Origin of the sequence: Aquamicrobium sp. LC103, from assembly GCF_001014615.2 — a bacterium.
Taxonomy (GTDB): domain Bacteria; phylum Pseudomonadota; class Alphaproteobacteria; order Rhizobiales; family Rhizobiaceae; genus LBCQ02.
This window is the reverse complement of the sequence record NZ_LBCQ02000001.1, coordinates 236,940-257,903: the sequence shown is the minus strand read 5'-3', so window position 1 is coordinate 257,903 and position 20,964 is coordinate 236,940. Positions and strand designations below refer to the sequence as shown.

The window sequence follows — 20,964 nt, the reverse complement described above, 5'->3', positions numbered from 1 at the left end:
GCGAAACCGCCCCGCAATAACGGCTGGCGGCAGGCGGCACAAGCCCGCCGCACAGAGCCGTTCCTTGTCGCGGCGAAACGCGCTATACAGCGCCGCCGAAAACGGAAAACCTGATGGCCAGAGTCCCTCTCAAACTTGAAGAGATCATCGACGGCGAGGTCTTGCGCCGCGATCTTTCCGCGTTGACGGTGGATACCGGCGGCGACGGTTCCGGCCATACGGTGAGGAGCGCGCTGCTCCACCTGCTCAAGGCGCGGCTGGCGGCGGGCCGCAAGGCGGCCGAGGCGATGCTGATGCGGGACGGCAGCGGCACCGCTTGCGCGGCGAGGATCTCGCATCTGATGGACGAGATCATCCGCGAGCTCTACGAATTCGCGGCCGCGCATGTCTATCACGCGAAGAACCCGTCCTCGGCCGAGCGCATGGCGATCGTCGCGGTCGGCGGCTACGGGCGCGGCACGCTGGCGCCGGGCTCCGACATCGACCTGCTTTTCGTGCTGCCCTATCGGCGGACGCCGTGGTGCGAGCAGATCGCCGAATACATCCTCTACATGCTGTGGGATCTGGGCCTCAAGGTCGGCCACGCGACGCGCAACATCGACGAGTGCATCCGTCAGGCGCGCGGCGATATGACCATCCGCACCACTATCCTCGAGGCCCGCTTCATCTGGGGCGAGGAGGCGCTGTTCGACACGTTGGTCAGCCGGTTCGACGAGGAGGTGGTGAAGGACACCGGCCCGGAATACGTCCAGGCCAAGCTCGCCGAACGCGACGACAGGCATGCGAAGGCGGGCGAGAGCCGCTACGTCGTGGAGCCGAACGTCAAGGACGGCAAGGGCGGACTGCGCGACCTGCACACGCTGTTCTGGATCGGCAAGTATTTCTACCGGGTGCGCTCCGGCGAGGACCTGGTCGAGAAGGGCGTCTTCACGCGGCAGGAATATCTCCAGTTCCGCAAGGCCGACGACTTTCTCTGGGCGGTGCGCTGCCACATGCATTTCCTTACCGGCAAGGCCGAGGAGCGTCTGCATTTCGACATCCAGCGCGACATCGCCGAGCGGCTCGGCTACACCACGCATCCGGGGCTTTCCGCCGTCGAGCGCTTCATGAAGCACTACTTCCTCACCGCCAAGACGGTGGGCGACCTGACGCGCATCTTCTGCGCCGCGCTCGAGGAGGAGCAGGCCAAGCACGTCCCCGGCTTCAACCGCATCTTTCTCAATTTCTCGCGCCGCCGGCGCAAGCTTGCCGGCACCAGCGACTTCATCATCGACAACCACCGCATCAACATCGCCGACGACAAGGTGTTCGAGCGCGACCCGGTCAACATGATCCGGCTGTTCTGGTTCGCCGACCGGCACGGGCTGGAGTTCCATCCCGACGCGCTCAAGCTGCTCACCCGCTCGCTGACGCTGGTGGACCGCAATCTGCGCCGCGACAAGGAAGCCAACCGGCTGTTCATGGACGTGCTGACCTCCGACCGCAATCCGGAGCTCAATCTGCGCCGCATGAACGAGGCCGGGCTGCTCGGCAAGCTCATCCCCGATTTCAACAAGATCGTGGCGATGATGCAGTTCAACATGTACCACCACTACACGGTCGACGAGCACCTTATCCGCTGCGTCGGCGTCATGTCGGAGATCGAGCATGGCGACGGGGCGAAGGTGCATCCGCTGTCGCATGCGCTGATGCCGGGCCTGCGCGCGCGCCGCGAGCTCCTCTACGTGACCATTCTCTTCCACGACATCGCCAAGGGGCGGCCGGAGGATCATTCCGAGGCCGGCGCGAAGATCGCCCGCCGGCTCTGCCCGCATATGGGCTTCAACGCCGAGGACACCGAAACCATCGCCTGGCTGATCGAGCATCATCTGCTGATGTCGCTGACGGCGCAGACGCGCGACCTGAACGACCGCAAGACGATCCAGGATTTCGGCGACATCGTGCAGTCGGTCGAGCGGCTGAAGCTGCTCCTGATCCTCACCGTCTGCGACATTCGGGGCGTGGGCCCCGGCGTGTGGAACGGCTGGAAGGGCCAGCTCCTGCGCACTCTCTACTTCGAGACCGAGCTGATGCTGACCGGCGGCTTTTCCGAGGTCGCCCGCGCCCAGCGCGCCCAGGAGGCCCGCGCCGCGCTCGAGGATGCGCTTTCGGGCTGGGAGACCGCGCAGCGCAAGCACTATCTCGCGCTCCACTACGACAACTACCTGCTCACCGTCGACCTGGACGACCAGCTTCGCCACGCCGGGTTCATCCGCGAGGCGGATGCAGCCGGCAGACGGCTCGCCACCATGGTGCGCACACATGAATTCGAGGCGGTGACGGAGATCACCGTGCTTTCGCCGGACCATCCGCGCCTTCTCTCGGTGATCGCGGGCGCCTGCGCCGCGGCCGGCGCCAACATCGTCGACGCGCAGATATTCACCACTTCCGACGGGCGGGCGCTCGACACGATCCTGATCAGCCGCGAGTTCGACATGGACGAGGACGAGCGCCGCCGCGCCGAGCGTGTCGGCCGGCTCATCGAGGACGTGCTTTCCGGCAAGAGCTGGCTGCCGGAGATCATAGAGAAGCGGGCGAAGCCGAAGCGCGGGGCCAAGGCCTTCCGCATCGAGCCGCGCGCCGACATCCGCAACACGCTTTCCAACCGCTTCTCGGTCATCGAGGTGGCGGGTCTCGACAGGCCCGGCCTGCTTTCCGAGATCACCGGCGCGATTTCCGACCTCTCGCTCGACATCGCCTCGGCCCATATCACCACCTTCGGCGAGAAGGTGATCGACACTTTCTACGTCACCGACCTGACCGGCCAGAAGATCGAGAACCCGACGCGCCAGGCCAACATCCGCGCAAGGCTGCTGGCGACGCTGGAAGGCGAGGCGGCGCAGCGCGGCCCCAAACCCAGGGCGGCCGCCGAGTGAGCGTGAAGACCAGATCGGCGCACCGCCGACCTCCACACAGTGAAAGCGAGCGGCCGGTCGCATGAGCCTCATCAGGAAATTCGCCACCGTCTCCTCCGGGACCCTGATGAGCCGGATACTCGGCTTCACGCGCGAGATGCTGATGGCGGCCGCGCTCGGCACGGGTCCGATCGCCGACGCCTTCTACGCGGCGTTCCAGTTTCCCAACACCTTCCGCAGGCTCTTCGCCGAAGGCGCCTTCAACGCCGCCTTCGTGCCGCTGTTCGCCAAGGAGATCGAGGCGAACGGCATGGACGGCGCCCGGCGTTTCTCCGAGGAGGTGTTCGGCGTCCTCTTCACCGTGCTGATCGGGCTGACCATCGTGATGCAGCTCGCCATGCCGCTTCTCGTCGCGACCATCGTCGCGCCGGGTTTCGCCGACAATCCGGAGAAGTTCGACCTGACGGTCAGCCTCGCGACCGTGATGTTCCCCTATCTCATGTGCATGTCGCTGGGCGCGATGATGGCGGGCATGCTCAATTCGCTGCGCCGCTATTTCGCCGCCGCGGTCGCGCCTGTCTTCCTCAATGTCATCCTGATCGCCGTTCTCGCCTATGCCTGGTATCGCGGCTATGACGGCATGGGCGTGGGCTACGGCCTCGCCTGGGGCGTGCTGGCGGCCGGCCTCGTCCAGCTCGCCATCGTCTGGGGCGCGGTGCGCCATGCCGGCATCAGCGTGCGCTTCAAGCGTCCGCGCCTGACGCCGAACGTGAAGCGGCTCCTGGTGCTGGCTTTCCCGGCGGCGGTCACCGGCGGCATCACCCAGATCAACCAGTTGATCGGCACGGCGATCGCCTCGGGGCAGGAAAGCGCGGTCTCGTCGCTGGCCCTTGCCGACCGTGTCTATCAGCTCCCGCTCGGCGTCGTCGGGATCGCCGTCGCCATCGTGCTCCTGCCGGAGCTGGCGCGCGCCCTGAAGGCCGGCAACGATGTCGAAGCCACCAACCTGCAGAACCGTTCGGTGGAATTCACGCTGTTCCTGACCCTGCCGGCGGCCGCAGCCCTGCTGGTGATTTCCGAACCGATCGTGCGCGTGCTCTACGAGCGCGGCGAGTTCGCCGCCGGCAACAGCACGCCCGTCGTGGCGGCGGTCCTCGCGATCTTCGGCCTGGCCCTTCCGGCCTTCGTGCTGATCAAGGCGTTCACGCCGGGCTATTTCGCCCGCGAGGACACGCGCACCCCGATGATCTTCGCGGCGATTTCGGTCGCCATCAACATTTCGCTGGCACTGCTCCTCTTCCCGGACATGGGCGCGCCCGGCATCGCGGTCGCCTCGGCGGCGGCTGGATGGGCGAATGCGGCGATGCTGCTCGGCGTCCTCGTCTGGCGCGGCCATTGGGGCAGCGACCGGCCGCTGATGACGCGCATACCGCGCCTGGTGCTCGCCGCCGCGATCATGGCGGCGGCGCTGCATTTCGGGGCGGGCTGGCTCGCGCCCTACCTTTCGGCCGATGCCGTGCTTCTGGAGCAGGTCGCGGCGCTCGGCATTCTGGTTGCCGGCGGCGCGATCATCTATTTCGCCTGCGCCTTCGCCACGGGCGGCGCCGACATCGGCATGGTTCGCCGCGGCATCAGGCGAAAGGGCGGTGTTCCCGTATCCGCGCCGGAGGAATGATCAGGCGGCGCGCGGCCGGATTTTGAGCAGTTCGTCGCCGAGCTGCCGCTTCCTTTCCATGATCTCGTAGTCGTGCTGAAGACCGAGGAAGAATCCCTCCGATACCCCGAAATAACGGGCAAGTCGGAGATCGGTGTCGGCGGTGACGGCGCGCTTGCCGAGAACGATCTCGTTGATGCGGCGAGGCGGAACTCCAATCGCCCGCGCGAGCGCGTTTTGACTGAGCGCCATGGGCTCGAGGAATTCGGACGCCAGGATTTCGCCCGCGTGTGGATTGTGGAGGTGATCGTCAGTGGTAGTCGGCAATTTCGACATTGTTCGATCCTCCTTCATTCCAATGAAAACATATGCGCCATTGATCGTTGATCCTGATCGAAAATTGGCCTTTTCGATCCCCTTTCAGCTTCGAGGCGGTTGCCCGGGGGCACCTTGAGGTCATCGAGCCTGCGGGCCTGATTGAGAAGCCTGAGCTTGACCAGCGCCTTGTTCTGGATATCTGGCGGCAGCTTGCGGCTGCGCAAGCCGTTCCAGATTTTTTCCGTTTCCGCATCCGCGAAGCTTTGGATCATTCGACCTATTATAACGCCTAACGTTATAGGAACAAGAAATGCTTCGACTTGGATGCAACGTCCCCTTGCGGGCGTTCGCGCCATCGGCCATAAGCGCGCATCGATTTTCGCCGCGCGCGAAACGGCCCTCCACAAGCCACGAGGAACATTCCATGTCCGCCTTCAAGCCTCTCGTCTTTTCCGGCGTCCAGCCGACCGGCAATCTCCATCTCGGCAATTATCTCGGCGCGATCCGCAAATTCGTCGCGCTGCAGGACAGCTACGACTGCATCTATTGCGTGGTCGACATGCATTCGATCACGGCGCAGCTCGTCCATGCCGATCTCGCCGAGCAGACGAGGTCGATCACGGCCGCCTATCTCGCCGCCGGCATCGACCCGAAGAAGCACATCGTCTTCAACCAGTCGCGCGTGCCGCAGCATGCCGAGCTGGCCTGGATATTCAACTGCGTGGCGCGCATCGGCTGGATGAACCGCATGACGCAGTTCAAGGACAAGGCCGGCAAGGACCGCGAGAACGCCTCGCTCGGCCTGCTCGCCTATCCGAGCCTGATGGCGGCGGACATCCTGGTCTACCGGGCGACCCACGTGCCCGTCGGCGACGACCAGAAGCAGCATCTGGAGCTCACCCGCGACATCGCGCAGAAGTTCAACAACGACTTCTCCGACCGCATCGCCGAGCTCGGCCTGGAAGTCGAGATGGAAGTGGGCGAGGAGAAGGTCAACGGCTTCTTCCCGTTGACCGAGCCGCTCATCGAGGGACCGGCGACGCGGGTGATGAGCCTGCGCGACGGCTCGAAGAAGATGTCGAAGTCCGACCCGTCGGACCTCTCGCGCATCAACCTCACCGACGATGCCGACGCGATCTCGAAGAAGATCAGGAAGGCGAAGACCGATCCGGCACCCTTGCCCTCCGAACTGGAGGGCCTGGAGGGGCGTCCCGAGGCGGAAAACCTCGTCGGCATCTATGCCGCTCTTTCCGACAAGACCCGGCAGGAGGTGATTTCCGAGTTCGGCGGCCAGCAGTTCTCCGTGTTCAAGCCGGCGCTCGCCGACCTGGCGGTGGAGAAGCTTGCACCGATCGCCTCCGAGATGCGGCGCATCCTCGACGACAAGGCTTTCATCGACGGCGTGCTGCGTGACGGCGGCGAGCGCGCCGGCGCGCTCGCGCAGAAGACGATGAAATCCGTGCACGAGATCGTCGGCCTGCTGAACGATTGAGGCCTCGCCGGGTCGGCGGAGAGGCGGGCGCTTGCCGGCCGCCGTTCCAGATGGCAGATTGATGACGGTGCTGGGCGCGGCCGAGGTGCGGGAGAGCTTATGGTTTCAAGACGACTGAGCCGGGAGGCCGGGCATCGCCGGAAATTCCTGACGATCGTCGACGATTCGCCGGAATGCGAGCGTGCGATCGCCTATGCCTCCCATCGTGCGCAGTCGACCAGCGGCGCCGTGGTCCTGCTCTATGTGATCGAGCCGGGCGACTTCCAGCACTGGCTCGGCGTCGAACAGATCATGCGCGAGGAGGCGACCGCCGCCGCCAATGCGGCGCTGGACGCGCATGCCTCCAAGGTGCGCGAGAAGCTCGGCATCGAACCGGAACTGGTCATCCGCGAGGGCGTGCCGACCGAGGAGATCCACAAGCTGATCGAGGAGGACCAGGACATCGCCATCCTCGTGCTCGCCGCGAGCAGTTCGAAGGAAGGGCCGGGCCCCCTCGTCGCCTCAGTCGCCGGCAAGGGCGCGGCGTTTCCCATTCCGGTCACGGTCGTTCCCTACAGCCTCTCCGACGAGGACATCGAAAGCCTCGCCTGATTGCGCTTCGGCCCCGCGCTTCCTAGATAAAGGGGTGAAACGGCGCTTGCAGTTTGTTCCTCATGCGCTTATTTAGAATTATTCCAAACAATGAAGGTGGAGAACCGACATGTTCATCCAGACCGAGGCGACCCCCAATCCCGCGACGCTGAAGTTCCTGCCGGGTAAAGTCGTCCTGGAGGAAGGAACAGCGGATTTTCGGGACGCGGAAACCGCGGGCGCCGCATCGCAGCTCGCCGGCCGGCTTTTCGACGTTCCCGGCGTCACCGGCGTGTTCTTCGGCTATGACTTCATCACCGTCTCCAAGGACGGCGCCGACTGGCAGCACCTGAAGCCGGCGATCCTGGGCACGATCATGGAGCACTTCATGTCCGGCCAGCCGGTGATGGCCACGGAGTCGGGCGCCGGTGAGCGCCACGGCGACGGAGAAGAGTTCTACGACAAGGACGACGAGGAGATCGTCCTGACGATCAAGGAGCTGCTGGACACGCGCGTGCGCCCGGCGGTCGCCCAGGACGGCGGCGACATCACCTTCCGTGGTTATGAGAACGGCGTCGTCTTCCTCAACATGAAGGGCGCCTGCGCCGGCTGCCCTTCCTCGACGGCCACGCTCAAGCACGGCATCCAGAACCTGCTCCGCCACTTCGTGCCGGAAGTGCAGCAGGTCGAGCAGGTCGGCTGATTTTTCCCAGCCTGCGGAAAGCAACAAAAAACCGGGCTCAAGGCCCGGTTTTTCGCATTTGGACGTCGTGTGTTGCCTAGACGGTCCGCTTATTTGACGATGACCTTGGCGCCGACCTCGGCGCGCTCGTAAAGGTCGATGATGTCCTGGTTCATCAGCCGGATGCAGCCCGAGGACATGGCATGGCCGATCGAGTTCCACTCCGGCGTGCCGTGCAGCCGGTAGCCGGTGTCGCCGCCCTTGTTGAAGAGGTAGAGCGCGCGCGCGCCGAGCGGATTGGAAAGGCCGCCCGGCTGTCCGCCGCGCCATTTGGCGAGTTCCGGCTGCCGCTTGATCATTTCCGCCGGCGGCGTCCAGGTCGGCCATTCGCGCTTCATGGCGACGCGCGCCGCGCCCGACCACTCGAAGCCCTCGCGGCCGACGCCGATGCCGTAGCGCATCGCCTTGCCTTCCGGCATGATGTAGTAGAGGAACTTCTCCCGGGTATCGACGATGATTGTGCCCGGCGCCTCGTCGGACCGGTACTTCACCACCTGGCGATGATATTGCCGGGGAACCTTGTAGATCGGGATTGCCGGAAGCTGATAGCCCGCGTCCTTCCTGGCGCCGTATTCAGCCGTGAAAACGTTCAGCCCGCCGGTGGTGCATCCCGCCAGCGCCGTTGCCAGGGCTGCGACAATCAAGAGAGACTTCAACTTCATAATTCGATCCGACGATCCCATATAGAAGAGGCCCGATTCGGGCCGCATTTCTGCCATCATCCTTTAGGCGCGGGATGCGACATTTGCCAAGATGGCGCGCCGCTAAAACTGCAGGTTGCTGTGCCTCTATGGTATTTGAGCAACATTCTCACGAAGCCGTGAAGAAGAAGGACAGGAACAATGTCTTCCTATTTCGTTGCAGGACAGGTCACATCATGAACATTTCAGAAGCCGCCGACCGTTCCGGCCTGCCGGCGAAGACCATTCGCTACTACGAGGATATCGGCCTGCTCGCTCCCGGGCGCTCGGCCAACGGCTATCGCCATTATTCGGGTGACGACGTGCATCGCCTGGCCTTCCTGAAACGGGCGAGGGGGCTGGGCTTCTCGATCGACGAATGCCGGCAGCTGATGGCGCTCTACCAGGATCGCGAGCGTGCCAGCCAGGACGTGCGCGAGATCGCGGTCGCCCATGTCGAGGCGATCGAGGAGAAGATCCGCGAGCTCGAATCGATGCGCCGCACGCTCAACCGGCTGATCCATGCCTGCCACGGCGACGACCGGCCCGACTGCCCGATTCTCGACGACATGGCAGGAGCATTGTCGGCAGCGAACTGAACGGGGTTCAAGCGCGCCGCGAAGAATGGCAGGATGGGCGCATGCCGATCATCTCTCCGATTCCCTCCAACCCGCTGGTCGACGGCCGCCAGTCCGAGCGCGCGCTGATCGTGCGCCGCGGCGTCCAGAGGCTGCTCACGGAGATGGGCGCCGCCATCCTGCCCGAACTGTCGCTGTCGACGGGCCGCCGCGCCGATCTCGTCGCGCTCACCCGCAAGGGCGACATCTGGATCATCGAGATCAAGTCGTCGATCGAGGATTTCCGCGTCGACCGCAAATGGCCGGAATACCGGCTCCATTCCGACCGCTTCTTCTTCGCCACCCATCCGGAGGTTCCGGCGGAGATATTTCCCGAGGAGTGCGGGTTCATCCTGTCGGACGGCTACGGCGCGGAGATCATGCGCGAGGCACCGGAGCATCGCCTGGCGCCGGCGACCCGCAAGGCGCTGATGCTGCGCATCGCGCGCGCCGGAGCCTCGCGGCTGACGGCGGCGGAGATGGCCGGCGTGTCGATCCCCGCTCTGGAAGGGGAGAGCGAGTAGCCTAGCGCGGAGCGCGCTTGGCGAGAATGCGCTGCAGGGTGCGCCGATGCATGTTGAGGCGCCGCGCGGTTTCCGAGACGTTGCGGTCGCACATCTCGTAGACGCGCTGGATATGCTCCCAGCGCACGCGGTCCGCGGACATCGGATTTTCCGGTGGCGCGATCTTCTCGCCCGATATGCGGGTCAGGGCGGCAAACACGTCGTCGGCGTCCGCCGGCTTGGAGAGGTAGTCGACCGCGCCGAGCTTCACCGCCGTCACCGCCGTCGCGATATTGCCGTAGCCGGTGAGGATGATGGTGCGCGCGTCGTCGCGTCTTTCGCGGATCGCGGCCACGACGTCCAGCCCGTTGCCGTCGCCGAGCCGCATGTCGACGACCGCGAAGGCGGGAGCGCCGGCCTTGACCTTGGCGACCGCTTCCTCGACGCTTTCGGCCGTGTCCACCGTGAAGCCGCGCCCTTCCATGGCGCGTGCAAGCCGGGTCAGGAAGGGCTTGTCGTCCTCGACGATGAGCAAAGAACGGTCGTCGCCCAGGAGATCGGCGGCTTCGATTGCGGTTTCCTCGATCATTTTCACATTCTTTCTGCTGTTTTTCCCTGTTTAGGCCAAAATGCGCCCGTTTCCAACTTTGGCAGGCCGATTCGTTAGTAGGCCAGTTCGGCGGCACCCGTCGAAGACAGGAAAGCGTCGTGAGGCCATGCGATCCTCACCACCGCGCCCTTGCCCGGTTCTCCGGCATTGCCGAAGCTGACTGTGGCGCCGGAGCGCTCCAGAAGCGTCTTGGCGATGAAAAGCCCGAGCCCGAGGCCGCCGCCGCCCGCGGTCGCCGGCCTCTTCGACATATAGGGTTCGCCGATGCGATCCAAAACCTCCGCGGGAAAACCCGGCCCGTCGTCGAGGACGCTGATCTGGACCTTCTGCTCGTCCCATTGCCAACTCAGCGTGACGGTTTCCTTCGCGAAATCGACCGCGTTCTCGACCAGATTGCCGAGCCCGTAGATGACGCCCGGATTGCGCCGCCCGACCGGCTCCGGCCCGGCGCGCTGGCCCGGCGCGAGATTGATGCGGATGCCGAAATCGCGATGCGGCGCGATCACCTCCTCGATGAGCGAGGTCAGCGGCAGCCGGGCGATGTGCGCCTCTCCCTCCGAGGACAGGCTGGTCAGCCGCTTGAGGATTTCGCGGCAGCGCTCGCTCTGCGAGCGCAGAAGGGTGACGTCCTCGCGATAGCGCGGATCGTTGCCGAGCGCCCGCTCCATCTCCTTCGCCACAAGCGAGATGGTGGCGAGCGGCGTGCCGAGTTCGTGTGCGGCCGCCGCCGCCAGCCCGTCGAGCGCCGAAAGATGCTGCTCGCGCTGGAGCACCAGTTCGGTCGCCGCCAGCGCGTTGGCGAGCAGCCGGGCCTCCTCCGCCACGCGATAGGCGTAGACGGCGGTGAAGGCGATCGAGGAGACGACCGCCATCCACACGCCCACGACATAGATGAAGGGCATGGAAAGCGTCGTGCCGGGGAACCATGGCAGCGGCAGATGGAAGAACATCAGCCCGGTCGCCATCGCCACCACCATCAGGCCGAGGAGCGCCGTCCACCGCGCAGGCAGCGAGGTGGCCGAGATGACGACCGGCACGGTCATCAGCAGCGAGAAGGGATTGGTGAGGCCGCCGGTCATGAAGAGCAGGCCCGCGAGCTGCAGCGCGTCGAACATCAGGATGCCGAGCGCGGCGAGCGGCTGCAGGCGATGGGTCGCCGGATAGCGGAAGGCGAGGAAGAGGTTCAGCCAGGCCGAGCAGGCGATCAGCGCGAAGCACAGGCTGACCGGCAGCGGAAACTCCAGGAGATAGGCGACGATCAGCACCGCCGCGCTCTGGCCGACGATCGCCAGCCAGCGCAGCCTGATCAGCGTGTTCAGGCGCAAATGGTGTATCTGCTGCGGGTCGGGTCTGCTTATGCTTGCTGCCATGGGCCGTATATGCGCGTGCCAGCGGCCCGCGCCAAGCCTTATTTCGCGCGCGGCTTGGCGCGGTTCGTCGCTGCCGCCTCGAGCGGGTTCTCCGGCCAGGCATGTTTCGGGTAGCGCCCGCGCATCTCGGCGCGAACATCCGCCCAGGAGCCGCGCCAGAATCCGGGCAGGTCGCGCGTCGTCTGGATCGGCCGATGGGCGGGAGAAAGAAGCTCCAGCACGAGCGGCACGGTGCCGCCGGCGATGGACGGGTGGCGGTCGAGACCGAATAGCTCCTGGACGCGGATCGCCAGAACCGGCCATTCCTCGTCGTAGCGGATCGGCACGCTGCTGCCCGACGGCGCATCGAAATGGGTCGGCGCCAGCTCGTTGACCCGCCGCTGCGCATCGTGCGGCACCAGCGACATCAGCCCGTTGGAAAGCGTCTGTGCGTCGATCGCGGCAAGCGACGGCTCGCCGGAAAGAAAGGGCGCCAGCCAGTCGTCGAGCCTCGCGGCGAGCGCTTCGTCACTCATGTCGGGCCACGGATCACCCAGGCCGCGATGCAGCCAGGCGAGCCGGCGGCGCAGCGTGCCGGCGCTTTTTCTCCAGTCGATGAGGTCGAGCCCGTGCGCGCGCAGCGCCTCGATCACGGCGCGGTCGGCCTCTTCGCCCCTCGGGGAAGGCAATTGCCGCTCGGCGAGCCGGATCGCGCCGAGCCTGGTCGTCTCGCGCATGCGCACGGCGCGCCGCCCGGCGTCGAAGAAGCTTTCGCTCGACGTCTCCAGCCGATGCGCGAGATCACGGCGCAGCTCGTCCTCCGAGATGGAGGCGGCCGAGCCTATGCGTGCGTTCTGGGCCTTGCCCTGCAGGTCGGCGACGACCAGGAATTTTTCCTTGGCGAGCTGCTCCGACTGATCGAGCGCCGCCCCGCGCCCGTTGGCGAGGACGAAGCGGCCATATTCCCCGCGTGCCATCGCGACGCGGTCGGGATAGGCGAGGAGAAGGAGCGCGCCGGCCGAGCGGCCCGTTTCGTCTTCCGCCTTCCTTCCTCCAAGCCGTGCCGAGCGAGCCTGCCTTGCGGCGAGGTCGCGGGCGTTGCGGGCGCGCGGCGAGCGGTCCTGCCGGAAACGCGAAAGTCGCTGGTCGAGATCGGCCGCGTTGCCGCCGAGCCCGCGCTCGGTGAGAAGCACCGCGATTTCGGCCGCCGTCGCCTCGTCGCCGCTTTTCGCGGCCTCAGCGACCATATGTGCGAGCCGCACCGGCAGGGCGAGCTTGCGCATCGCTCGGCCCGCCTCCGTCAGGCGCCCGCCGACGTCGATGGCGCCGAGATCCGCAAGCAATGCGCGCGCTTCGGCAAGCGCGGGCGCCGGCGGCGGATCGAGGAAGGAGAGCGTCGTCGGGTCGGTGACGCCGAAGGCGGCGCAGTCGAGCACGAGGCCGGAAAGGTCGGCCTCCAGGATTTCCGGCGGCGTGAAGGCTGGCAGCGCGGCCGTCTGCTCGGCACGCCAGAGCCGCAGCGCCACGCCCGGCTCGGTGCGGCCGGCGCGACCGGCGCGCTGGTCGGCGGAGGCGCGCGATACGCGCACCGTCTCGAGCCGCGTCAGCCCGGTCGAGGGTTCGTATTTCGGCAGCCGCGACAGGCCCGAATCGATCACCACCCGCACCCCGTCGATGGTGATCGAGGTTTCGGCGATGCTCGTTGCCAGCACGAGCTTCCGTCGACCGGCGGACGCGGGGCGGATCGCCGCGTCCTGCGCCTTGCCGTCGAGCCCGCCATAAAGCGGCACGACGTCGACATCGGCCGCGACGCGGTCCCGCAGCAGTTCGGCGGTGCGCTCGATCTCGCGCTGGCCCGGCAGGAAGGCTAGCACGCTGCCCTGTTCTTCCGAAAGCACCGAGCGCGCCGCCTGCGCCATCGCGTCCTCGATGCGCATGTCGGTTGGACGCTCTTCGTGGCGCAGTGCGACGGGAAAGCTGCGGCCCTCGCTGGCGACGACCGGCGCGTGGCCGAGCAGCGAGGCGACGCGCGCGCCGTCGATCGTCGCCGACATGACGAGCAGCCGCAGGTCGGGCCTCAGCGCGCCCTGGACGTCGAGCGCGAGCGCGAGCCCGAAATCGCCGTCGAGCGAGCGCTCGTGGAACTCGTCGAAGATCACCGCGGAAACGCCGGGCAGTTCGGCGTCGTCGAGAATCATCCGGGCAAGCACGCCCTCGGTCACGACGAGGACGCGCGTCTTCGCCGAGACCTTGTTTTCCATCCGCATCGCATAGCCGACGGTGCCGCCAGGCTCCTCGCCGATGATGCTCGCCATGCGACGGGCGGCGGCGCGGGCGGCGAGCCGACGCGGCTCGAGGAGCACGATGCGTCCGTCGCCGCGCCAGGGCGTGTCAAGAAGCGCGAGCGGCACGATGGTCGTCTTGCCCGCGCCGGGCGGGGCGACGAGCACGGCGTTGCGGCCGCTTTCCAATGCCTTCTCCAGCTCTGGCAGGGTCTCGCTGACGGGCAGGCGGGGAAGGGCGCGCGCGCTCATTCGCCGATCCGCGCGACGTCGCCGCCGGCGGCCTGGGCATCTGCCTCGTCATGGGTGACGAGCAGCGCCGGCAGCCCGCTTTCGCGGGCGCGGGAAAAGACCAGCTCGCGCATCTGCTGGCGCAGATCGGCGTCGAGCCTGGAGAACGGCTCGTCGAGCAGCAGCATGCGCGGCTCCGACAACAGCACGCGGGCAAGCGCGACGCGCGCCTTCTGGCCGCCGGAAAGCGTGTCGGGATCGCGCTCGCCGAGCCCGGCAAGACCGACCCGCTCCAGTGCCCTCTCGGCACGGCGCCTGCGCTCCTTTCTGTCCGCGACATGCGCCGGAAGCGCGAAGATCAGGTTGCCCGCTACCGACATATGCGGGAAGAGCAGCGGGTCCTGGAACAATATGCCGACATGGCGGTCCTCCGCCGGCAGGCGTGTGATCTCGACCGGACCGGCCATGACGCGGCCGGTGGCGGTGAAGGCCGGATCGAGAAAGCCGCCGATATAGGCGAGCAGCGTCGACTTGCCCGAGCCCGAAGGCCCCATCACCGTCAGTACCTCGCCCGGCGGAACATGGCGGGTGAGCGACAGGAGTTGCGTCGCGCCGAGCGCGATCGTCACCTTGTCGAGAGAAAGCCCCCTGTCGTCCATCCGTTCCGTCCTCAAATGCGCATGGCGCGCCGGCGGCGAAATAGCATCGCCGGCAAAGCGGTCGCAACGAGAAAGCCGAGCGTCGGCAGGAGCATCTGCAGGAAGGCGTAGACGCCGATAACGCGGCGGTTGCCGCCGGAGGCGAGCGCCACGGCCTCGGTCGTGACGGTCGCGAGCCGCCCGGCGCCGATCAGAACGGTCGGCAGATATTGGCCGATCGAGACCGCGAAGCCGACCGCGCCGGCGATGAGCACGGTGCGCAGGAGCATCGGCAGCTTCACTTTCCAGAAGGTTTCGCTTCGCTTGCGGCCGAGGCCCGCCGCGATCGCTTCGTAGCGGCGGTCATGCGCGCGCCACGGATCGCTCAGCGAAAGGAAGACATAGGGCATCACGAAGACGAGATGCCCGAGGATCAGCGCCGGCAGGCTTGCCATCGTCCCCGTCAGGATGAAAAGGAGCTGGAGCCCGAAGAGGAACGCCGCCTGGGGCACGATGAGCGGCAGGTAGACCAGGAACAGCGCCCAGCGTCCCGGCCGGCGGCCGGTCTCGTCCTCCCGGCGCAGGCAGAGAATGGCGAGGATCACGGCGGCGATGGTCGCCGCGACGGCAACGACGAGCGTCGTCGCCAGCGGCGAGAAGATCCGGGGCGTGGCCGTCATCCAGGTCTTCAGCGTGAAGGATTGCGGCAGCGTGTCGGGAAACTTCCAGAAGCCGGAAACCGACCAGATGGCGAGCGTGGCCAGCCCGGCGAAGACGACGAGCGCGGAGACGGACATGGCGGCGAGCGCGCCGTGCCTTGCCGGCGCGTCGTGGCGGAAGCGCCGGCCGCGAAGCGCCAGATGGTTGCGCAGGAGCGCGCCGAGACGTTCGATCCCGATCCATGCGGCAAGTGCCGCCGCCGTCACGGCAAGCTGCGCCAGCGCTCCCGCGGAAGCGAGATATCGCATCGAGAGGTCGGGCGAGTTCATCCATTGAAGGAGCCGCACGGCGAGCGTCGGTGGCGTCGTCGGGCCGAGGATCATCGCGACGTCGACGACCGAGCTTGCGAAGGCGATGACGGCGAAGACGGCGAGCCTGATCTGCGCGTAGATCGCGGGCCAGGCAAGCAGGAGGAAGCCGGCGACGCGTCCGTAGCCGAGCGAGGCGGCGAGCATGCGCGTCTCGGCGAGCCTGACCTGCGGCATGGCGGCGAGCGTCACCAGAAGCAGGAAGGGAATTTCCTTCACCACCAGTCCGGCGATCATGGCGAGCCCCATCGGATCGTTGACGACGGCGATGTCGGGCGGGCGCGTCCAGCCGGTCAGTTCCGGCGAGACGAGACGAGCGATCATGCCCGATGGCGCGATCAGGAAGGCGAGGCCGAAGGCGGCCGCCGCGTGCGGTACGGAAAGCAGCGGCGAGACGAGGTGCTGGAGGCGCGAGAAGACGCGCGTGCCCGCCCAGGCGGCGACGAAGAACATCACGACGAGCAGCGATATGCCCGCCGATGCGATGCCGGCGAGGAAACTCAGGCCGATCGATCCATCTATCCCCGGTCGCGCCAGGAAGTCGGCGAAGTAAGCGAGCGTGAACTCGTTGCCGCCGAGCGCCGGCAGATAGCCGAAGGCGGGCAGCACCGTGCCGGCGAGGCCGAAAAGGATGGGGCCGGCAAGCAGGAACACCGTTAGGGGAGGGCCGAGGCGCGTCAGCATGGAGTGAAACTATAGAATTGCCGGCGCAAGAATACCCCCTGGTCTCCTGAGCTTGGTGGGGATTGTCGTTCCTTGAAGTGGAGACCGGCCAGCGTCGGTCGACAGCGTCGTGGCAGGAATGGTAAGGCAGAGCTTACCGTTCTTCTTTCCGGGCGGCGGGACGTCATCACATGCTGCCCCTCCACCACGCTGCGCGTGGTCCCCTTCTCCCGCGTTGCAGGGGAGGATCCGGCGTTGCGGCCGGCCGCTTCCCGGGGTCCTTCCCCGTTTACGGGGGAGGGGGACCGCCGGAGGCGGTGGAGGGGGCGTCGCCATGAGAAGGGCCGCTGCTGTCGGCTCGCGCCTCGCGCGCCGACGCTAGTTCCCCACGCCGTAGCGGCGCTTCCATTCCTCCTCGATCCGCTCCATCCAGCTTGGATGCGGCTCGTCGATCGCCGGGCCGAGCTCCTCGGGGCGCAAGGTCGCGACGCCGAGATCGATCGCCTCGAAGGCCGCGCGGTCGGCCTCATCGAGCCTGTCGATCGCGAGCACTGTCGGGTCGCCCCAGAATTTCGGATCCTGCTTGCGGACCTGGGCTTCCGGCGAGAGCAGGAAATCGGCGAGCACCAGCGCGCCGGCCTTGGCCGAGGCGTTGTAGGGAATAGCGACGAAATGCGTGTTCGCCAGCGTTCCCGCGGGAAAGGTGAAGGAGCGCACCGTGTCCGGCAGCTCGCCATTGGCGATGGCGCCGGAGGCTTCCGACGGGTTGAAGGCGAAGATGATGTCGACCTCGTTGTCGGCGAGCAATTGCTTCATCGCCGGATAGTTGCGGGGATAGGCCTTGCCGCCGCGCCACATCAGCGGGTTGAGCTGGTCGAGATAGGCGAAGAGCGGTGCGGTCACCTTGTCGAAATCGGCATCGTCTGAAGGCTTCAGAAGCACCGAACGGTCCTCGACCAATTCCGCCAGCACCTGTTTGAGGAAGGAGGTGCCGGTGAAGTCCGGCGGTTGCGGATAGGAGAAACGGCCCGGGTTCTCCCCGGCCCAGGCAAGCAGCTCGCGCGCCGATTTCGGCAGGGCGTCCGCGGGCGTCTCCGCGGAATCATGGAAGAAGACCAGCTTGGCCATGCCCCAGGGGCTTTCCAGCCCTTCCACCGGAATGGTGAAATCGGTGCGGATCGTCGGCTTGTCGTCGGCGTCGACATAGCGCCAGTTCGGCAGCTTCTCGGCCCAGCCGGGCGAGAGCAGCAGGCCTTGACGCTTCATCGAGGCGAAATTCTCGCCGTTGATCCAGATGAGGTCCACGCTGCCGCCGTCGTTGCGGCCGGCCGCCTTCTCGGCCACCACCTTGGCGACGGCGGTCGCCGTGTCGTCCAGCTTGACGTGGACGACGCCGACGCCGTAGCGCCGCTGCATCTCGCCGGCCGCCCATTCCAGATAGGCGTTGATGTTCTCAGATCCGCCCCAGGCGTTGAAATAGACCGTCTCGCCTTTCGCGTCCTCCAGAACCTCGTCCCATTTCGCGGGATCGAGGGCGAGGGCGCGCGTCGCCATCGCCAGAAGCAAGGCGAGGCCGATCAGCAATCTTTTCATCAGGAAGGCTCCCGTCTGGAATTTCACCGGCGATTGAGCATATGCGGGCAAACAGCGTCAATGCGGGCCGAGACGGGGGAGGGTCAACAAGGCGTGACGGGAAGGTGATGCGCCGTGGCGCCGAAAGAAAATGGCGGCCGGGAATTCCACGGCCGCCATTATTGAGAAGTCAGTCGGCTTCGTCGGCGGAATCGGCGTTGAGCTGGCCGTATTTTTCCTCGCCGATCTTGTCGAAGAGTTCGAGTTGCGTCTCGAGGAAGTCGATATGGCCTTCCTCGTCGATGAGCAGTTCCTCGAAAAGCTTCATGGTCACGTAGTCGCCGAGCTCCTGGCAGATCTCGCGCGACTTCTTGTAGGAGGTGCGGGCGTCATATTCGCCGGCAAGGTCGGCTTCGAGCACTTCCCGGACGTTCTGGCCGATCCTCAGCGGACCGACCTTCTGCAGGTTCGGATGACCTTCGAGGAAAATGATTCGCTCGATGATCTTGTCGGCGTGATGCATCTCCTCGATGGATTCCTCACGCTCCTTCTTGGCGAGCTTCGTGTATCCCCAGTCTTCGAGCAGCCGGTAGTGCAGCCAATACTGGTTGACCGCGCCAAGCTCGAGAAAGAGGGCTTCGTTAAGCCGCTCGATGATCCTTTGTTCGCCCTTCATTGCTGCTGCTCCCGTACTGGCCGCGCAATCCACGTACGCGGTCCAGGAATGGTACGATCTCGTTTTCACCGGCGCTCGCGCGCCGGTGATAGTCCTCGGTTACCCGAATGATCGTTTCCACCACATTTGGGAAGCAGCCGCAACAGCGACCGCGCTTCTTCAGCGTATGATAAACCTTGGCCGGAACGATGAGCTGCCACGGATCCGCGTCGAGAAGCTCGACGACAACCTGCTCGATTTCCTTCTGGGTAATCAGATTGCAGTGACAGACCAGCATTTCCAAACTCTACTTTTGGGTCATCGCGCGCATCGGCATGCGATGTGTTTCCTTACGGACCCGGTCCTCACCGGGTAAGATTGAGCCCCACATTCGTGACGTGGGGCGAAACTCCGCTCAGTTCGCGCGCCAGATTCGCGGCCGCGCTGTTGTCGTTGCCGGCCGAGTCCGGCAGCACGAACACCGCCGCCGTCAAAAGGCAGGCGGCCAATATCGACGAGATCTGGGCCATTCTTCGCCTCATCGCGTCACCTCAATGCACCGTTTGCGAACGGGAGCGCGCCAGCACGTCCTCGATCGCGAATTGCGGGATCGGCAGCAATTTCTGGTCCAGCGCCGCCAGCGTATCGGCGAAGCTTTCGGCCGCTTCCGAGATCTGCGGGCCGCGCGCGGCGCAGGCGATCGCCGACAGGCAGGTCTGCGCGGTCCTGCGGTCGCCATGCTGATAGCCGGCGATGAGCCCGAGCGTCAGGCATTCGTCGCGACAGATATGGTGCGCGTTGAAGGGGAAGCTGCGCATGGGGCATGCGGCGCAATGCCTCAGCGTGCGGACGAAGTTCGAAAGCTCCGCCAGGGCTTGGCGGCCGGGCCGCGCGCCGAGCGCCGCGGCATAGAGCTCCCACGTCATCTCCCACGGCGCGACCGAACCGGTCTCGAAGCCCGCCATCCAGCGGCGATAGCCTTCGAGCACCAGCTTTTCCGGCTTGCGCTGGAAATAGCAGTCGACGTCACAGCCTTCGTTTTCCTCGAGAAAATGCATTCAAAGGCCCCGCGACGATGTCGGCGAGGCGCCCGCGGCCGCATCGGACCGGGATGACGATCGTTGGCGGAGATTGCAGACGGCAACACGGCCGGCCCGCGAGAGGCAGACAGACATTTCGTCCTCCAATCGAAAGGGTTCAAGGCCCAGACATCAAAGGTTGGCGCTCCCTTGGAGCACCCGACATAAAGCCCATGAACAGTGGTCTTGTCAATTCATACATGACAAAAACACTCATGGATCAATAGCTTAGAATGGTTCTAAGTATTTTCCCCGCAATTTTCGCGCTTTGGTTGCGGCGATGCTCGGAACGTCGCCTTCGGGGACGAGCGCGCGCCGGAGCGCCGCCCGGGAAGCTTCCTTCGAAAGCTTCCCGGGAACCTTTCGTTACTTGCGGACGGCCGTGACTTCGATCTCGACCAGCCAACCGGGATTGACGAGACCGGCGACCTGCATCACCGAGCGGCTCGGCAGGTTGGGCTGCGCCTCGGTTCCGAAGAACTGCGTGTAGCCTTTCATGAAGCCGGCGAAATCCATCTTTCCTTCGTTCTCGGGATCGCCGACCAGGAAGACCTGCATCTTCACGACGTCGCCCATGGTCAGGTCGAGGTCGGTGAGCGTCTTCTCGATCGACTTGAGCACGCCGACCGTCTGCGCCTCCGTATCGCCGAAGGCGGCGACGGTGTTCTTCTCGGCCTGTTCGTCGGCGACCGGGGGAACCGCTCCGCTGACATAGACGGTGGTCAGGCCGGCCGGCACCTCGACGGCGCGGGCGATCGGAAAGTTGGAGCCCGGCGTCGAATGGCGGACCACCTCGCCTTCAGCGAAGGCCATGGGCGTCGACAGCAGCATGGCCAGCGGAATCAAAGTGGAAGCGAGTCGTTTCGTCATCGTAGCTCCTTGAATTTTGGAAGGACGTGTACCTGTCGATTGTCGAAAAGGCGGGGCGCCTTTGCAAGAAGGCGCCCCGTGGATTTGCTGCGCCCTAGGGTCGCGCCGCCTCGACGTCGTCTTTCGTGGCTGGTTCGGCGTAGTTGTTGCCGAAATGGGTGCGGATGTAGTTGACCACCGCAATCACCTGTTCGTCGTCGAGCATGGACCCCAATGCCGGCATCGCCTTCTGGCCGTTGATGATCACATAGGCCGGATAGCCCGCCGCCTCGAGGTTCTCGTTGTTGGCGAGCTTCGGATAGGCGGCGGCGCCGATCGCGCCGGCGCCCTCGGGCATGTGGCAGCCCTGGCAGACCGTCTCGTAGATGGCGGCGCCGTCCGTCTGCACGACCTTGTTGGTCTCGGTGACGCCGCCCGTCGCGTCCGACGATTGGGCGAGCGCGGCAACGGCGCTACCGGCGAGCATCGCAATGGCCGCGCAGGCGCCGGCGATCGATTTGATCTGGTTCATGTTATC

21 protein-coding genes and 1 pseudogene are annotated in these 20,964 nt (G+C 65.8%); 7 read left to right on the top strand and 15 right to left on the bottom strand.

What is annotated here, in order from left to right; all coding sequences use genetic code 11:
• The first annotated feature begins 113 nt into the window (after nt 1–113).
• Together XW59_RS01285 and murJ are read left to right on the top strand one after the other, a co-directional pair.
• Entirely contained in the window at nt 114–2,915 is a 2,802-nt protein-coding gene (locus tag XW59_RS01285; protein WP_047146992.1) for a [protein-PII] uridylyltransferase, read from the top strand.
• Between the two features lie 61 nt (nt 2,916–2,976).
• The gene (murJ, locus tag XW59_RS01280) at nt 2,977–4,569 is read left to right on the top strand and encodes a murein biosynthesis integral membrane protein MurJ (RefSeq protein WP_047146993.1); all 1,593 of its coding nucleotides are present in this window, start codon (nt 2,977–2,979) and stop codon (nt 4,567–4,569) included.
• Here murJ and XW59_RS01275 read toward each other — a convergent pair whose 3' ends face one another.
• Entirely contained in the window at nt 4,570–4,884 is a 315-nt protein-coding gene (locus XW59_RS01275; RefSeq protein WP_047146994.1) for a HigA family addiction module antitoxin, read from the bottom strand.
• Nucleotides 4,859–5,138: pseudogene (locus XW59_RS01270) on the bottom strand (type II toxin-antitoxin system RelE/ParE family toxin). The gene XW59_RS01275 and the pseudogene XW59_RS01270 overlap by 26 nt, the downstream one beginning before the upstream one ends.
• A gap of 152 nt (nt 5,139–5,290) precedes the next feature.
• Here XW59_RS01270 and trpS point away from each other — a divergent pair.
• The 3 genes from trpS to XW59_RS01255 all read left to right on the top strand — a co-directional run bounded on the left by trpS (nt 5,291) and on the right by XW59_RS01255 (nt 7,631).
• Entirely contained in the window at nt 5,291–6,358 is a 1,068-nt protein-coding gene (gene trpS, locus XW59_RS01265; protein ID WP_047146995.1) for a tryptophan--tRNA ligase, read from the top strand.
• A gap of 99 nt (nt 6,359–6,457) precedes the next feature.
• Nucleotides 6,458–6,949 carry a universal stress protein gene (locus XW59_RS01260; RefSeq protein WP_047146996.1) on the top strand — a complete coding sequence of 164 codons (492 nt, stop codon included), beginning with the start codon at nt 6,458–6,460 and terminating at the stop codon, nt 6,947–6,949.
• Between the two features lie 109 nt (nt 6,950–7,058).
• The gene (locus XW59_RS01255; protein ID WP_047146997.1) at nt 7,059–7,631 is read left to right on the top strand and encodes a NifU family protein; all 573 of its coding nucleotides are present in this window, start codon (nt 7,059–7,061) and stop codon (nt 7,629–7,631) included.
• 89 nt (nt 7,632–7,720) lie between these two features.
• Here XW59_RS01255 and XW59_RS01250 read toward each other — a convergent pair whose 3' ends face one another.
• Nucleotides 7,721–8,332 (bottom strand): L,D-transpeptidase, encoded by a 612-nt coding sequence (locus XW59_RS01250; protein WP_047147208.1) that lies wholly within the window; start codon nt 8,330–8,332, stop codon nt 7,721–7,723.
• A 215-nt stretch (nt 8,333–8,547) separates the two neighbouring features.
• Between XW59_RS01250 and cueR the strand changes: the two genes are divergently transcribed.
• Nucleotides 8,548–8,949 (top strand): Cu(I)-responsive transcriptional regulator, encoded by a 402-nt coding sequence (gene cueR, locus XW59_RS01245; protein ID WP_047146998.1) that lies wholly within the window; start codon nt 8,548–8,550, stop codon nt 8,947–8,949.
• A 41-nt stretch (nt 8,950–8,990) separates the two neighbouring features.
• Nucleotides 8,991–9,491 carry an MmcB family DNA repair protein gene (locus XW59_RS01240; RefSeq protein WP_047146999.1) on the top strand — a complete coding sequence of 167 codons (501 nt, stop codon included), beginning with the start codon at nt 8,991–8,993 and terminating at the stop codon, nt 9,489–9,491.
• Between the two features lies 1 nt (nt 9,492).
• On the opposite strand, the gene XW59_RS01235 is transcribed toward XW59_RS01240, so the two are convergent.
• The 12 genes from XW59_RS01235 to XW59_RS01185 form a co-directional block, all read right to left on the bottom strand.
• Nucleotides 9,493–10,059 (bottom strand): ActR/PrrA/RegA family redox response regulator transcription factor, encoded by a 567-nt coding sequence (locus XW59_RS01235; protein ID WP_047147000.1) that lies wholly within the window; start codon nt 10,057–10,059, stop codon nt 9,493–9,495.
• 74 nt (nt 10,060–10,133) lie between these two features.
• Nucleotides 10,134–11,450 (bottom strand): ActS/PrrB/RegB family redox-sensitive histidine kinase, encoded by a 1,317-nt coding sequence (locus XW59_RS01230; protein ID WP_047147001.1) that lies wholly within the window; start codon nt 11,448–11,450, stop codon nt 10,134–10,136.
• 38 nt (nt 11,451–11,488) lie between these two features.
• Entirely contained in the window at nt 11,489–13,963 is a 2,475-nt protein-coding gene (gene hrpB / locus XW59_RS01225) for an ATP-dependent helicase HrpB (protein WP_137326957.1), read from the bottom strand.
• Complete coding sequence (locus XW59_RS01220; RefSeq protein WP_047147003.1) at nt 13,960–14,601, bottom strand: ATP-binding cassette domain-containing protein; 642 nt, start codon at nt 14,599–14,601, stop codon at nt 13,960–13,962. The genes hrpB and XW59_RS01220 overlap by 4 nt, the downstream gene beginning before the upstream one ends.
• A gap of 11 nt (nt 14,602–14,612) precedes the next feature.
• Entirely contained in the window at nt 14,613–16,292 is a 1,680-nt protein-coding gene (locus tag XW59_RS01215) for an ABC transporter permease (RefSeq protein WP_047147004.1), read from the bottom strand.
• A 357-nt stretch (nt 16,293–16,649) separates the two neighbouring features.
• On the bottom strand, nt 16,650–17,867 hold the full coding sequence (locus XW59_RS01210; RefSeq protein WP_047147209.1) for an ABC transporter substrate-binding protein: 1,218 nt from the start codon (nt 17,865–17,867) through the stop codon (nt 16,650–16,652).
• 166 nt (nt 17,868–18,033) lie between these two features.
• Complete coding sequence (gene bfr / locus XW59_RS01205; RefSeq protein ID WP_047147005.1) at nt 18,034–18,519, bottom strand: bacterioferritin; 486 nt, start codon at nt 18,517–18,519, stop codon at nt 18,034–18,036.
• Nucleotides 18,485–18,796: a (2Fe-2S)-binding protein gene (locus XW59_RS01200; RefSeq protein ID WP_082137694.1), complete on the bottom strand. Its 312-nt coding sequence runs from the start codon at nt 18,794–18,796 to the stop codon at nt 18,485–18,487. The genes bfr and XW59_RS01200 overlap by 35 nt, the downstream gene beginning before the upstream one ends.
• A 67-nt stretch (nt 18,797–18,863) precedes the next feature.
• Nucleotides 18,864–19,028: a hypothetical protein gene (locus tag XW59_RS29235; protein ID WP_170990088.1), complete on the bottom strand. Its 165-nt coding sequence runs from the start codon at nt 19,026–19,028 to the stop codon at nt 18,864–18,866.
• A gap of 21 nt (nt 19,029–19,049) precedes the next feature.
• Nucleotides 19,050–19,556, bottom strand: a complete 507-nt coding sequence (locus XW59_RS01195) for a hypothetical protein (RefSeq protein ID WP_047147006.1) — start codon at nt 19,554–19,556, stop codon at nt 19,050–19,052.
• Between the two features lie 387 nt (nt 19,557–19,943).
• The gene (locus tag XW59_RS01190) at nt 19,944–20,447 is read right to left on the bottom strand and encodes a RidA family protein (protein ID WP_047147007.1); all 504 of its coding nucleotides are present in this window, start codon (nt 20,445–20,447) and stop codon (nt 19,944–19,946) included.
• A gap of 94 nt (nt 20,448–20,541) precedes the next feature.
• A complete protein-coding gene (locus XW59_RS01185) occupies nt 20,542–20,958 on the bottom strand; it encodes a cytochrome c (protein ID WP_047147008.1) in 417 nt (138 codons plus the stop codon).
• Nucleotides 20,959–20,964: the final 6 nt, after the last annotated feature.